The sequence below is a fragment of the Klebsiella sp. 10-1 genome, from assembly GCF_009758445.1.
Taxonomy (GTDB): Bacteria; Pseudomonadota; Gammaproteobacteria; order Enterobacterales; family Enterobacteriaceae; genus Klebsiella; species Klebsiella scottii.
In genome coordinates this window covers 264,851-276,962 of record NZ_WQRE01000004.1, presented here as the reverse complement: position 1 = coordinate 276,962, position 12,112 = coordinate 264,851, and the positions used below count along the sequence as shown (strand labels likewise).

Annotated in this window: 18 protein-coding genes; 1 reads left to right on the top strand and 17 read right to left on the bottom strand. The window is 57.3% G+C overall.

What is annotated here, in order from left to right; translation table 11 throughout:
- Positions 1–4: 4 nt before the first annotated feature.
- On the top strand, positions 5–493 hold the full coding sequence (locus GO007_RS16860) for a phage tail protein (RefSeq protein WP_095101845.1): 489 nt from the start codon (positions 5–7) through the stop codon (positions 491–493).
- Positions 494–618: 125 nt separating this feature from the next.
- Here GO007_RS16860 and GO007_RS16855 read toward each other — a convergent pair whose 3' ends face one another.
- From GO007_RS16855 to GO007_RS16780, 17 genes are all read right to left on the bottom strand, one after another.
- Positions 619–1,776, bottom strand: coding sequence for a phage tail protein (locus GO007_RS16855; protein WP_095101843.1), 1,158 nt, complete (start codon positions 1,774–1,776; stop codon positions 619–621).
- A gap of 27 nt (positions 1,777–1,803) precedes the next feature.
- Positions 1,804–2,022, bottom strand: a complete 219-nt coding sequence (locus tag GO007_RS16850) for a hypothetical protein (protein ID WP_095101841.1) — start codon at positions 2,020–2,022, stop codon at positions 1,804–1,806.
- A gap of 12 nt (positions 2,023–2,034) precedes the next feature.
- The gene (locus GO007_RS16845) at positions 2,035–4,422 is read right to left on the bottom strand and encodes a tail fiber/spike domain-containing protein (protein ID WP_143350185.1); all 2,388 of its coding nucleotides are present in this window, start codon (positions 4,420–4,422) and stop codon (positions 2,035–2,037) included.
- Between the two features lie 4 nt (positions 4,423–4,426).
- Positions 4,427–5,023 carry a phage tail protein I gene (locus GO007_RS16840; protein WP_095101837.1) on the bottom strand — a complete coding sequence of 199 codons (597 nt, stop codon included), beginning with the start codon at positions 5,021–5,023 and terminating at the stop codon, positions 4,427–4,429.
- On the bottom strand, positions 5,016–5,915 hold the full coding sequence (locus GO007_RS16835) for a baseplate assembly protein (RefSeq protein ID WP_095101835.1): 900 nt from the start codon (positions 5,913–5,915) through the stop codon (positions 5,016–5,018). The genes GO007_RS16840 and GO007_RS16835 overlap by 8 nt, the downstream gene beginning before the upstream one ends.
- A complete protein-coding gene (locus GO007_RS16830; protein ID WP_095101833.1) occupies positions 5,902–6,267 on the bottom strand; it encodes a GPW/gp25 family protein in 366 nt (121 codons plus the stop codon). The genes GO007_RS16835 and GO007_RS16830 overlap by 14 nt, the downstream gene beginning before the upstream one ends.
- A complete protein-coding gene (locus GO007_RS16825) occupies positions 6,264–6,848 on the bottom strand; it encodes a phage baseplate assembly protein V (RefSeq protein ID WP_095101831.1) in 585 nt (194 codons plus the stop codon). Before GO007_RS16825 ends, GO007_RS16830 begins: the two co-directional genes overlap by 4 nt.
- Positions 6,848–7,489, bottom strand: a complete 642-nt coding sequence (locus tag GO007_RS16820) for a phage virion morphogenesis protein (RefSeq protein WP_095101829.1) — start codon at positions 7,487–7,489, stop codon at positions 6,848–6,850. Before GO007_RS16820 ends, GO007_RS16825 begins: the two co-directional genes overlap by 1 nt.
- Entirely contained in the window at positions 7,486–7,944 is a 459-nt protein-coding gene (locus GO007_RS16815) for a phage tail protein (protein WP_095101827.1), read from the bottom strand. The genes GO007_RS16820 and GO007_RS16815 overlap by 4 nt, the downstream gene beginning before the upstream one ends.
- A complete protein-coding gene (lysC, locus tag GO007_RS29715; RefSeq protein ID WP_463351417.1) occupies positions 7,941–8,198 on the bottom strand; it encodes an Rz1-like lysis system protein LysC in 258 nt (85 codons plus the stop codon). The genes GO007_RS16815 and lysC overlap by 4 nt, the downstream gene beginning before the upstream one ends.
- Positions 8,089–8,484 carry a DUF2570 domain-containing protein gene (locus GO007_RS16810; RefSeq protein ID WP_157349248.1) on the bottom strand — a complete coding sequence of 132 codons (396 nt, stop codon included), beginning with the start codon at positions 8,482–8,484 and terminating at the stop codon, positions 8,089–8,091. The genes lysC and GO007_RS16810 overlap by 110 nt, the downstream gene beginning before the upstream one ends.
- Positions 8,481–9,032, bottom strand: a complete 552-nt coding sequence (locus GO007_RS16805) for a lysozyme (RefSeq protein WP_095101823.1) — start codon at positions 9,030–9,032, stop codon at positions 8,481–8,483. The genes GO007_RS16810 and GO007_RS16805 overlap by 4 nt, the downstream gene beginning before the upstream one ends.
- The gene (locus GO007_RS16800) at positions 9,029–9,310 is read right to left on the bottom strand and encodes a hypothetical protein (RefSeq protein WP_080850474.1); all 282 of its coding nucleotides are present in this window, start codon (positions 9,308–9,310) and stop codon (positions 9,029–9,031) included. The genes GO007_RS16805 and GO007_RS16800 overlap by 4 nt, the downstream gene beginning before the upstream one ends.
- Positions 9,301–9,501 carry a tail protein X gene (locus GO007_RS16795; RefSeq protein ID WP_086073768.1) on the bottom strand — a complete coding sequence of 67 codons (201 nt, stop codon included), beginning with the start codon at positions 9,499–9,501 and terminating at the stop codon, positions 9,301–9,303. The genes GO007_RS16800 and GO007_RS16795 overlap by 10 nt, the downstream gene beginning before the upstream one ends.
- A complete protein-coding gene (locus tag GO007_RS16790) occupies positions 9,501–9,998 on the bottom strand; it encodes a head completion/stabilization protein (RefSeq protein WP_095101821.1) in 498 nt (165 codons plus the stop codon). The genes GO007_RS16795 and GO007_RS16790 overlap by 1 nt, the downstream gene beginning before the upstream one ends.
- Positions 9,999–10,100: 102 nt before the next feature.
- On the bottom strand, positions 10,101–11,015 hold the full coding sequence (gpM, locus tag GO007_RS16785) for a phage terminase small subunit (RefSeq protein ID WP_095102278.1): 915 nt from the start codon (positions 11,013–11,015) through the stop codon (positions 10,101–10,103).
- A 46-nt stretch (positions 11,016–11,061) separates the two neighbouring features.
- Entirely contained in the window at positions 11,062–12,108 is a 1,047-nt protein-coding gene (locus tag GO007_RS16780; RefSeq protein ID WP_095101819.1) for a phage major capsid protein, P2 family, read from the bottom strand.
- Between the last annotated feature and the right edge of the window lie 4 nt (positions 12,109–12,112).

Here is a 12,112-nt window from a genome sequence, read left to right as displayed (position 1 = left end):
TTTTATGATGATGATTTACGGGATGTTTGTTTTTACGCTGCGCACTGTCCCGTATCAGCAGCTGCGCCACTCGCAGGAGTGGCGTCACGTTAAGAATGACCGGGTTAATCAGTCGGCAGGCTGGCAGTACATCGGGCCCGGTGATGACACGATCACGCTTGACGGTGTGCTTTACCCCGAAATCACCGGCGGACGGTGGTCGCTGTCTGCGCTAGAGACAATCGGCTTTGCCGGTCGCCCCTGGCCGCTGATTGAAGGTGACGGGCAGATTTACGGGATGTACGTCATGACGCGGCTGGAGCGAGGAAAAACGGAGTTTGACCGCTACGGCAACCCCAAAAAGATTGAGTTCACTATCAGTTTGAGTCGGGCAGATGCGGATTTCCGCGAGAAGCTACAGACGTCGTCGGTCAGTGATGTGCTGGATGATCTCAAAACCAGCGCGACCAAAGCCGTTAACTCGGTATCAAACTCCCTCAGCAGCCTGTTTTAACCCACAAAAAAGCCCCTTCGAGGGGCTTTCACTGCCGGCAGATATCGCCATATTTGACTATGTTGGTACCGCGCCGCCACTTCTGACTGTCCTGCAGCACTGTTAATTTTGACGGCACTCGATACTCACGCCACTCGCGCCCAGCACATCAGCAGGGTGTGGGCTTCTACCACACTGAAAGATTTACCTTCGCCGAGGTTATCGGTTTTGCCGCTGGTATTGTGTTTGTGGGCTGGTTGCACAACTTCGTGCTGATGGTCTTCAGCCTCATCCGTTTCGCCCAAATTTGCCGGGTTAAAGCGCTGGCTGATATCGCCGCCAATCTCCCACGGATCCACCCGGCTCGGCACGCCGCCATGCTTATGCCTGCCGGCAGGTTTAGAGGTTAGCGTCACCTCTGGTAACTCGCTGGTTTCGCCGCTTACGTCAATCTGCACGGCTGGCAGATTAGCTTTCTGTAGCATGACGGTATCGCTGCCGCCGGTCGTACCAACGTTCGCACCACTGGCTTTACCGATGCGGATAGTCCTGTCTTCTCCGGTATAAACCCATTCAGTCCACGGGTAGCGCTCGTTGGGATTCACATTCTGCGCATAAAACTTCACAGTGCCGACGGGGTTATCCAGCTCCCAGGCAGCCGTGATGGCAGCTTCAACAGCCAGCCTTACCGCGAGCGGCGTTGCTGCTTTATCCTGATCGCTACTGGTAGTGGCGTTGCTGAGCCGGGTGAATCCTTTTTCGTTCAGCGTGGCGTCGGGATGGTTCCGTGAATTGGCGTGCTCGCTCAACTGCTCATCGGCATAATCTTTGGCATCATTACCGGCGTTAATCACATCCTCTACGGTTGCCAGCACGATTCCTGGATCAACGACAAGCTCTACCGCCTCGGTGCTGCTGACCGCCAGCCAGATTCGGAGGATGGTAAATCGCCCTGAACCTTCTGTCAGAGCGGGTTTATAGGTTTCCGGGACGTTGGCAACCGCCATGCACACACCGGCATCATCAAACAGCGCGGCCTCTCGGATAGTAAAGCCACCCACCTCAGGTGGGATGACCATTTCGGCAATAATGATGTTTTCGGTATCTGACAGCTTCAGGCTGTTCAGCTGAGTCCGAAATAATTCATTGACCAGCGCAGTCTGCTCATCGTTGGGAATTGTCGCGCTACCGCCACCATCACCGACAGACATTTGAGAAAATACAACCTTATCCCCGTTAACGATGGCGGCCGCAATTTTTTCCCTGCCAGCGACCGTTATCACCGATTTAAAAATTTTGCTCATTGTGATCGATTCCTCGCCATCTGGCCGTTATCGGGTATTCAGGTTGTCGCTTGTTGTTTCTCTGGATTTATCAACCAGAACATACCCCTCACCTTCTGGCTGAGACGACAGATACGAAACCAGCGCGGCCATCGCGTATTCAAAATACTCATCGTCAGGCCAGTCACCCGAAATAAAACTGCTGATATCGGTTGTGGAGACGGCGTAAACGCCGTCCTCCTCTTTGCGGATGTAATACATGGTCATATGAGTTTTTCCTTACTGGTAGCCGATAGTCGGGTGCAAATCGAGGTTCGCCCACACCGGCAATTTGACGTAGAAGGTGCCGGTACCGCCGGTGAACAGGAAACCGAGATAAGAGTAATTCCCGCCGATTAGCTGGACTGCCAGCGGCCGGGTTCCCATGTAGTCATCTGCGGTGATAGAAATCGTCTCATTTTTCAGGGACAGCAAAATATCCTGGGCGATACTCTGGTTTACTCCGTAAAGGTTTTCGGTTTCAGCCACCGGACCGGGAGCCGCGCTGACCGTTCTGGTGACGCTGGCAATGGTTCTGGCGATAGCCGATACGTTCAGCGCCCCGGCAAACGCTGCCGCTTTTACCGAGCAAAAACCGTGAATATGCTGCGTTCCCCGTTCAGGTGTTATTTGCCGGCTGAACAGCAACTGCACCGTATCGGTCGGCGAGTTCAGCGTGATTTTAATTGGGATGACCCCATCACTGTCTGCGTCACCTGCGCCGCCGTACACACATGATGCGCCGCCTGATTTTATGCACCAGAAATCCCCCGTTCGTGATGTGGGGACGTTCTCATTTTCATTGCCGGAAAACAGCAGCTTGTCGTTGATTCGATAACCGTATGTTCCGTCATAGGATGGCAGGAATCGGTATGTCTGGCCGCTGCCTGGATACTTAATAATGAGACGTGCCAGGTTGGCCGGGTTGTAACTTTTCCAGGTCGGGTATGCGCCGTTAACATACGGTGCGCGGCAGAAGATATTGCAGCTGTCCAGCTCCAGAATCGTCCTGATGGTCGTCCCGAACACAATATCCCTGACGCCACCATATTTATCGTTGGTGGATTTATTGGGGTAGATTTTCGCCCCGCGAATTTTGACGTTATTTTCCCCGTCATTCGTTGTTCGCGTCGGACAGTTAAGGATTAATCCGCTGTTACCCTCGATGTGGCCGTTAATGTAATTCACTTCCCCGAGGTTGGTCGGGCTGCAATGGAATACATCCCCGCCGTTGTAGTCAATGCTGCACATATCGAAGTAGAAGAAATCACCGCGATTATCCAGATAAACAGCATGGCTTCGGTTGTTACTTATCAGGCACCCACGAAATGACATTTTCTCGCCACTGTTAGCCCATTGCGGAGTGCTACCGCTCCATGCCGTATAGGTATCAATGCCGTAGGTGTTATTTGTAAAATGGCAGGCAACCACATCCATCAGATAGGTATTAACGGAGCCAGGGCGGAACCCTGAACCCCACCCGGATACGCGCGCATCAGAGAAGGTGGTATCCCTGAAATGGGCCTGGTCGCCGCCGGGGTACGTGACGTTACCCCAGCGCACGCCCGGATAGGTGGTCGCGTTGGGGTTTGAGGTTGTGTTCGGGCCTTTTATTAAACAGCCATTACCAATAAATCCGCCCGAATTATGGCTGTTAGAGGCACCGGCTCCGGCTCCCCATCCACCACCGTTATTCCGGTACATCATGTCATTGGTGAGGCCTTCAAACTCATTACTGCCAATAATGCCGACACCCGTGGTGAAGTCGCTGTAATCATAAATTGCCGCCGGCGCGGAATGAACCCTCAAAAACGACGGGATTTTGACGGATTTTTTATTCATGTAAAAATTCGTCACGCCTTCAGCGTTGGGGTTTGGGGGAATTCTTATCTCAGAATCCACACCGCCCGCAACGTAGCCACGGGAAATGACCTTGCTGACCTTATTCAGAATGATTTTGTTTAGGCAGTCGGCAAGATTATTTAGCGCATCAGAATAGCCAGCCAGAAACACATTATGTCCGAATGAAATATCCGCATCCCAAACCGCCCCACCCGCGGTAACGAAACGACTGTAGCCATCGTCGACCGCATCCGCCGCCGCCGGGTTATGCGTAATGATTACGTTTAATAATGGCCCTCCGATAACAGCGCGTTCCAGGATAATACTCTGACCTGAAATCGTTGGCTCAATCGTGCGAAGTGTCTCAAGGGTTTTGCACTTTCCGATCCATTTCAGGCCATCGTTTGAAGCCAGGTTCTGGCGAATGACTGCATCTGATGTATAGGCCCAGGCTCCCGCCCCTACGCCGCCGGTCGTTTTCGGTGATGAGTACGCCGGAACGCTCTTGGGAAATGCGCCCGTCCATACAAGGCGAAGTACGCCATAGAGTATTTCTTCGCGTGGCGACTCCAGCGTAGCACCTTCCGAAAAGGTCTTTACCGCGCTGATTTTTTCCGCGATAAGCTGATCTAACTCTCCAGCTTGCTGCTTAAGGAACCGCGTGCGGTTGGCCAGGCTTTTCAGTGGGCGGTTTGCCACGCCGTCCAGTCCTCCGGAAACGCGCTCGCTTCTGGAAATAAGCTCAATCTCTTCTTCCCACAATGAGGATTCTGGCAGTCTGGTCATAGTCTTACCCGTAATTAAAATTACCGTCGTGGAAAATCACGCCGTTATAAGTAATGTTTTCTTCCGCCTCATAGTCGGCGGGGTAAATACTGATAATGTCGCCGCTGCAAAGCGTTGACCCCGTCCAGATATCCCCTGTCAGCTTAACGGCGATATTGAGCCGGGCGGCATGCCTGCTGACCGGTTTTGCGTCATCAATCAGGCGATTCAGTTCGGCCAGCGTCTTGTGTGTCAGACCGACCTCATTGATATCGACTTCAAGGCGGAATGTTCCCGGCTCGTCGCCGACGTCGAACCACTCCGCGAACGTCGCTGAAAATCCCATGTCCTCAATAACACGCCGCACCGCCGCGCGCGTACCTTTGCGCCGGTGCAACCAGTACGAACGCTGAATAGCGGCAATCTTTCTCTCTGCCGGCCACCCCTTATCCCACCTGTCAACTGACAACGCCCAGGCCAGATACGGCAGCAGATCCACGGGGCAATCTGTCGGCGTCCACAGTGTGCGAAGTGCAACAGTGATCGCCGACAGCCTGGCCGTGCCGGCTTCGGTGTGGCGAAGCCAGTCTCTGGAGGACGGCGGCAGGAGAGAATTACTCATCGGTGCCGCCGTTTTCCACGGTGTACCCGGTATTACGCGCGACCTGCGTGTTATCGATCTGCAGATCGCTTGACGGGGAGTTAATCACCACGCGCTGCACCCCCTGAACATGCAGGGCCGCCGAAATAGCGGAGCGCACCACGTCACGGCCGATTTTTTTATCAGCGCCGGTCAGGAAGGTTTGCAGTGAGGCCAGCGCGGTATTAATGATCGGTTCCGATTCCGGGCCCGGATACAGATACAGAGTGGCATCAATTGCGTATTCAATAATTTTGGCGCCCTGCACTGTCACGCGATCGCCCAGCGGGCGCGTATCTTCATCGTTTACCGCTGCCTGCACCGTCGCGATCAGCTCGGCTGATGGCGTGCCGTCACCGTCACTCGACAGGATGGCTATCACCACTTCTGCGGGTGCCGGGCTGGTCGCGCGCACGGCGGCAACCTTCCCGCTGGCGCTACGGGCAAAATACTCATATGCCGCCGATGGCCCGGCAACGCTCATCCCCTCAAACGCTGCCTGCGCACGCAGGCGCAGGGCTTCATCACTTTCCGTTACCGCGTCTGTGGTGTCGGTGGCTTCGGTGATAATCAAGCGTTCCGTGTCCAGATTGGCGGCAATATTATCCAGATCATCGCCGGTCGCATGGCTCAGCATGCAGGCCGCCGCCCCTTCATTGATGCGCTGGCGTAGCAGCAGTTCGCGGTACGCCATCGCCTGCGCGATGATGGTCAACGGCTCGGATTCCAGCGCCAGCGCAGCGGCAACGGCTGACTGCTGATCAGCAGGAAATGCTGCCACCATGACCGCCTTAACCTCGGCGAGAATGGTCTCGAAGTCGAGCTCTTCAATAATGGTCGGTGATGGCAGCTGCGACAGATCAATCGTTGGCATTAGCGCTCCTTAATGTCACCGCGCGGGTGCTTTTTTCCATGGTCTCGGTCAGCATGCCGGACATTTCCGCTGTTACGGCGCCACTGGCGGAGTACGTCACATTGATGGTGTCCAGGACAATGCGCGGCTCCCACGCCGCCAGTGCAATCACAGTTGCGCTCATCAGTTGCAGGCGGGTGACATCGTTTTGCGGACTGTCGATAAGATCAGGGCACAGAGAGCCGTAGTTACGGCGCATCAGGCGACTACCTACCGGTGTCAGCAGAATGTCGTTAACCGACTGCCACACATGATCCTCGTCGGTCAGAGTGCCGGTGCCTGCGGCATTCATACCGCGATAGCGTTCTGTCATTTTGTGCCCACCGTCCAGTCGCCACCGCGCTCAACCTCGCCGTGATTGTGATCATCCACCTGCACGCCGTTAGATTTGAACGCTCCGCCGGTGTGATTAAAATTGCCGCGCATCTCCCCGCCCTTGGTGACGTTCAGATTTTTGGTGGTCAGCAGGTTGGTGCACTCCACCTCCGGCGTTTCCAGCGTGATTTTGACTGACGCCTCAACCACAGCGGATTGAATACCCTTTACCTGCAATGCGCCTGCCTCCGCGTCATAGCGGAACGTTGCACCGTCCGGAGCGGTCACCACCATCTCATTACGCGATGTGCCCGGTGCCGGGTTGTCGTCGCTGTACAGGCTGCCGCCGATAAAGGCGACATCGGTATTACCGCCCAGGCACAGAAACCAGACCTGCTCGCCGATGGATGGCGGTACCCAAACCTTAAACGCCCCGGCCCGCTGCGCGTTCCAGCGTAGCCATGTGGTTTCAAGTCTGCCGCTCTGCACTCTGACGCGCCATTTGTCCTCGTCGATCTCGGTCACCGTGCCGGTGCGCACGACGTTCTCCAGCAGGCGAATCAGCTCAGCAAGATCCATCAGCGCACCCCCAGCGAGTCGATCACCTGACGGGCTATCGCCATGCGGTCGGCCTTACTCAGGCCCAGCAATTCACGGCGGGGATAAGTCGCCATCGCGCCGCTGCTGTTGACTTTGTCGCGCAGGCCGAACTGATGGACGCGGGCAATACGCGCAGCCACGCCGGAATACCCCACCTCAACACCGTCAGGCGTGGCGCTGGTTTTAAGAAAACGAGCGGTACGCAGACGGCGAAACATCTGCTCTCGTTTGGTCGTATTCCGGCTGGCTGGTCTGAAGCTGATATCGAGGTAGCGTTCAATATCTTCGCGATAAAACGAGCGCATATCCCCTCTGTCGATATCAAAGCCGGTCAGCATGCGCCCGTGGCGTCCGCGAGTGGCCCGCCAGTTGCGTAGTTGGCGGGTTTCCCCCTGCCAGATAAAACGCATGCCTGCCTGCGCGCGCAGTATCCGCTGCTTGCGTTGCGGGTACTTCGCCCCGTCCGGCGCCTCTTGTCTGCCGATACGCTGGCTTTGGCTCCGGCGCAACATGGTACCGACGCTGCGGGCGGTACGCTGTCTACCTGCCGGAGACGTGCCCGACAGGATCGTCGCAAACACCTTGTCAAGCTGCTGAAACAACGCGTCGTTATTGCTCATACCAGCGCGCCCCCGGACTCCGGATCAAAGACCATCTCCCACTCGCCACCGTTAAAGCGCGGACGCGACTCCGCCAGATGTTTCGCGACGGGTTTTCCGTCCGCGATTTCCACTATCACGCGCTCCCAGGCAGGCACCTTAAACAGAATGTCGGCGACGTCGTCATTGACGATATCGGCGTCAAACTCCACCTTACGGTTATTGTCGGGATTCAACAGCAGGTCGGGCTGCTGCTGCCATACCCACGACAGCAGCGGCAGCATGAGATCATCAATCTGGCCGGGAAAATCCATCGCCAGTACCTGAATGGTGTAGTGGTACATGAACGATGCTTCGCCGGTCGCCTCGATCTGGATATGGCCTTTCTCCACCCAGACTGTGATTTGTTCCGGGTTGGCTTTGCACCAGGTGTTACCGGCGGTCAGCGCAGCACGCAGTAGTTCAGCTTTTTTCACTTTACCCCCCTGGCAATACGCCGCAGTTCCAGCTCACGGATCCCCGCCTTATCTGCGTTGCAGGTATCCAGCGCGTCAAGTAATGAGTCCGTCCAGACGGCAAGCCCGCCCCACGTCATCGGCCTGGCCGGTGGCGGCGGGACGTCAGTTTTTGCCGTCAGGCTTTCCGGTAAGGGCTCCTGAATAATCTGCGGCGGCGACTTCTTCGGCTCGCTGGTACAGGCCGTCAGCGCCAGCAGCAGGCACAGGAGCAACGGCGCAGCCGTTACCGGCCAGTGCGGTTTTGATGTTTTCACGTCGATGCTCTCCCGTTGTGTTGCGCTGCTGGTTTAGTGTTTTCAGTCTGGCTTCCACCCGGCTGACGTCCTGGCGTAGCGCCCTAACCTCGGTCAGCACATCGCCGGTCTGCTTCAGTTCTTCCTGGGTGCTGGTCAGCGATTTTTCGGCCTGTTCGCGCTTATGGCTTTGCCATGCGATGGCGCTGACAGCGGCGATCGGCAGGGCAAACATCACGATGGCAAGAATGGCGGTCGCTTTCATTTCGCCCCCTTCAGCGCGGGGTCGGATAAACACCAGGCCTTAAACTCTTCCCGGCGGTTGATCAGCCCTTTCAGGCGCTTGCCGCCGGAGTTCACAAAGTCCGTCAGCCGTTCGCAAACGCCCTTCCAGTTGCCCGCCTGCGCGTTGTGCCAGAGGGTGGTTCTGACTTTCTGGCCCTTGCCATTGGTGTACCAGCCCAGCCCGGTGCAGCCGACGTTAAACGTGCCGTCGGTCATGCCCTCGAAGACTTTCTGCGGCGCAGCGGCACCGTTAAATTCGCGGTTAACGCATTTCTCAGCACGCAGGAGGTCGTTAACCCATCGCTCGGCGATCTCGCCCTCGGCGTACTGGCGATCCTCCACCTTTGAGGTGGAGCCAAGGCCTACCGTCAGCACGCCCGCCGGGCAGTAGTACGGGGTCTTACGGCAGTCCTCATACTTCGCCATCTTCAGCTGTGCTTCCGGGCTGGTTCGCAGCGCCTGCGGCCACAACGTGGCGGCCAGCGAGATGATCGCGGCGATGGAGCAGGCAATAATCCCCTTTTTCATCGCGGTGCCTCCCGGATAGTGCGGATCAGTTCTTTAACGTCCTGACGGTTCTCGGTGTCGTCGCGGATGGCGTCGATCAATTCGTTCAGCAGCGTGTTGTTGGTTTCGTGAATGCGCGCCATGCGGCGGCGATGCAGCTCACCCAGCGCGGCGGCAGCGATACCAATCAGGATGCCGATAGCGGTCAACCAGTCCTTTTGCGTCATTACGCCGACACTGGTCAGCAGCGTTGACCAGGAGTACGTCACGCCATTCCAGATACGATTAATCAGCTCCATAGCTGCACGGTCTCCTGTGTCGCGGTGGCGCTGATTTCCGGCAGTTCCACCACCTGGCCGGCGTCGAGAAAGATCTGACCGGCCAGCGATTTGTTAGCGGCGAGGACTACCTCAGTCACGCCCTGCGTGGTGCCGTAGTGCCGCTGGCACAGCAAATCCACGGTATCGCCCTGCAATGCTTTCACTTTCATCAGAACGCCTCCGCAGTATTGCGCACGGTGCCGCGAATGTCGGATATCGCCCAGCGCGCATCGCGCCACATATCGTCGGCCTGTGAAGCCAGCGCGATGGCGCGCTTCTCGCCCGCATCACCTGTGGTATCCACGTCCCGGTTAGTGCCGAGGATATGCGCACGGGCGATGCTGAATACCGCGCGGCGGTAGCGATGAACCTTCACGCTCTCGTTGTTCACTCTGACCGCCGGGACGTCGGCCAGTTGGGTGTAACCCGCTGCCAGTTGAGCGGCCTGCCAGTCAGTGAGCTGATCGAGGGTGTGGGATACCCCTTCAATAACGGCTTGCTTCAGGCGCGAGGTCGTCACCGCTCCATTGATGCGCATTTCCATGCGCACATCGCTCAGGGCGATTTCCGGCCAGAAACTCCCGGCAGTGACTTTCTCGCCACCGTCGTCAGTGTCCGGCACATCCTCCGAAGAGGGGGTAACAGTGCGACCGGCTACAAGGCTCATCGCGTCGTCTCCTGAATAGGTGGCGGTGAGCGGACGGAGAAAAGTAAACGCAATGCGTTGCAGATCTCCGCCCGCGCCGCCAGCGCACGGGGCGCAAGTCGGTTATTTTTTGGCGGCAGGCGTTTTTTTCGCGGTTGTTTTACGCGCTGCCGGTTTACGGGTTGGGCTTTTGCGGGTGGTTTTGGCTGCTGTTTCGCTGGCCGCTACCGCCGGATTTGACGATGCTGCAGCTTGGCCTGCACCTGCGCCGTCCGCTGCGGTATCTCCTCCAGTTTCGCCGGTGCCTTCGGCGCCCTCTCCACCATCGGAACCATCGGTGCTATCGGCCCCGTCTGCGCCTGTCTGTGCGGCGGCTTTTTTCACCACACGAGCCAGTCGCTCAATCTCTTTTTTCACCCCGGCGCCCGCGTCCAGGGTTAGCGCCTGGCGCAACAGTGCCAGCGCGGTGGTCTGTTCTTCGGTTGTGCCGTTACGCAGCGCAAAAGCGCGAGCTTTGCACAGCTTGGCGCGCACCACATCGGGCATATCGCTGCCGGCGGTAAAGTCCGCTACGTCATCGAGTACCGTCAGATACGGCGTGACGTCGGTGGTATCGTCTGCCTTGACCTGCACCAGAATCGGATCGCAAATCTCATCGACCAGAACGGTTGCGGCGGTACGGTTGAAGCGGTCGGGCATCAGCAGACCATGCGTGACGACATAGCGACCAATGCGGGCGGCCAGCGCGTAATCACCGGCATCGATCGCCCAGACCATCAGGGTGACAATCACCTCATCCTGTCGGCCGCTGTCGCCGTCGAGCGTGCCCTCGATCCAGCCCTCGTAATGCGGGAGCAGCTGGCGTTTCATCGCCGCTTTCGCCTGGTCAGACTGCACTCGCTTTAATGCACTCTGATCCATGCGTAGCCGGTGCATGATCTGCTCGTGCGCCGTCCGCGCGGTATCTGACTGCTCGTCTGTTTTGCCATGACGTTCAGCCATGACGCGTTGAAAATGTTTTTGTGCCGGTGTCAGCATTGTTTTTTCCCCGATTAACGGCGGGCCGAAGCCCGCCAGTGCGCGGTTACTCGCCGCCCGGTGCTTCGGCAAAGGTGATGCCGTCGATAAAGGCCACCGCGCCGTAGTCTTCCACGATGAAGTCATCGTTTGAGGACTGGTACGTTGCCACGCGGTTGTATTCCGGTTCCTCTTTGATCGTCCGGCGCAGACCACCGCGCTGGTAGTAGATCGAGAGGTTTTTAAGCGGCGTGATGAGAATGGCGTTACCCGGCATGTAAGGGGCGATAAAGGTCGGCATATTGCCTACGCGTTCCTGCGCAACAATCAGCTGACCGGCCAGCATTTCGGTGTTCGGGTTGGTCTGACTCATGGCGTTGATGGTCGGGAAATTGCTGGTTGTTAGCAGATCGCCGGACAAAATCACCACGTTGTCAGGGTTGCGCTTATGCCATTCATCCATGAGGCTGTTTTTGGCGTCATAGACCGCAGCCGCTACGTTGCCGTAGGTTCCCTCGGCGACAATGGCGTTGTTCTGGTTGCGCGAGGTGATCGTCACGCCGGTAATGCGACGGTGCGCCGCTTCGTTGCGAATTTTTTGCAGCCAGCCGATACCGCAATCCTGCAACAGCGGATTCGCTGCGCGGTCTGACGGGTCGGCGTAGCTGGTACCGTTAAAGCCGATCATGATGCGGTCGAGCGACATCTGACGGGCCATCGCAGAGCTAATCAGCGGCTGGAAGTTCGGTTGATGCGCCCACGCATCCATTTGCGCGTAGCTGACGGCGTAGTCGTAGTTGGTTTTACGGCACAGATAGTTGTACGGATCCATCTGGTCGTTAGCGCCGGGATTGCGGCGGTTGGTGGTGCTGTTGTTGACGCCCGCCAGCGGGCCTTTGCTGCCGATCAGGATTTTCTGTCCGATCTGCTCTTCAACGCCAAAGACGTTGATCAGTTTCAGGAAAGCATCATCCTGCTGCGCTGCGGCCTCAAGGCGCTGCTGCACGGTCGGATCAACGCTGAATTGCGCCGCGACGGCGGCGGCGGTGACGCCGTTCAGCTGCGCCTGACGGGCAACGTAACCGTCAAAGTGCCTGCGGGTGGAGTTTCTCATGTGC

Coding starts and splice junctions, on each gene's coding strand:
- GO007_RS16860 (WP_095101845.1), top strand. CDS start 5: ATGATGATGATTTACGGGATGTTTGTTTTTACGCTGCGCACTGTCCCG.
- GO007_RS16855 (WP_095101843.1), bottom strand. CDS start 1,776: ATGAGCAAAATTTTTAAATCGGTGATAACGGTCGCTGGCAGGGAAAAA.
- GO007_RS16850 (WP_095101841.1), bottom strand. CDS start 2,022: ATGACCATGTATTACATCCGCAAAGAGGAGGACGGCGTTTACGCCGTC.
- GO007_RS16845 (WP_143350185.1), bottom strand. CDS start 4,422: ATGACCAGACTGCCAGAATCCTCATTGTGGGAAGAAGAGATTGAGCTT.
- GO007_RS16840 (WP_095101837.1), bottom strand. CDS start 5,023: ATGAGTAATTCTCTCCTGCCGCCGTCCTCCAGAGACTGGCTTCGCCAC.
- GO007_RS16835 (WP_095101835.1), bottom strand. CDS start 5,915: ATGCCAACGATTGATCTGTCGCAGCTGCCATCACCGACCATTATTGAA.
- GO007_RS16830 (WP_095101833.1), bottom strand. CDS start 6,267: ATGACAGAACGCTATCGCGGTATGAATGCCGCAGGCACCGGCACTCTG.
- GO007_RS16825 (WP_095101831.1), bottom strand. CDS start 6,848: ATGGATCTTGCTGAGCTGATTCGCCTGCTGGAGAACGTCGTGCGCACC.
- GO007_RS16820 (WP_095101829.1), bottom strand. CDS start 7,489: ATGAGCAATAACGACGCGTTGTTTCAGCAGCTTGACAAGGTGTTTGCG.
- GO007_RS16810 (WP_157349248.1), bottom strand. CDS start 8,484: ATGAAAGCGACCGCCATTCTTGCCATCGTGATGTTTGCCCTGCCGATC.
- GO007_RS16805 (WP_095101823.1), bottom strand. CDS start 9,032: ATGAAAAAGGGGATTATTGCCTGCTCCATCGCCGCGATCATCTCGCTG.
- GO007_RS16800 (WP_080850474.1), bottom strand. CDS start 9,310: ATGGAGCTGATTAATCGTATCTGGAATGGCGTGACGTACTCCTGGTCA.
- GO007_RS16795 (WP_086073768.1), bottom strand. CDS start 9,501: ATGAAAGTGAAAGCATTGCAGGGCGATACCGTGGATTTGCTGTGCCAG.
- GO007_RS16790 (WP_095101821.1), bottom strand. CDS start 9,998: ATGAGCCTTGTAGCCGGTCGCACTGTTACCCCCTCTTCGGAGGATGTG.
- gpM (WP_095102278.1), bottom strand. CDS start 11,015: ATGCTGACACCGGCACAAAAACATTTTCAACGCGTCATGGCTGAACGT.
- GO007_RS16780 (WP_095101819.1), bottom strand. CDS start 12,108: ATGAGAAACTCCACCCGCAGGCACTTTGACGGTTACGTTGCCCGTCAG.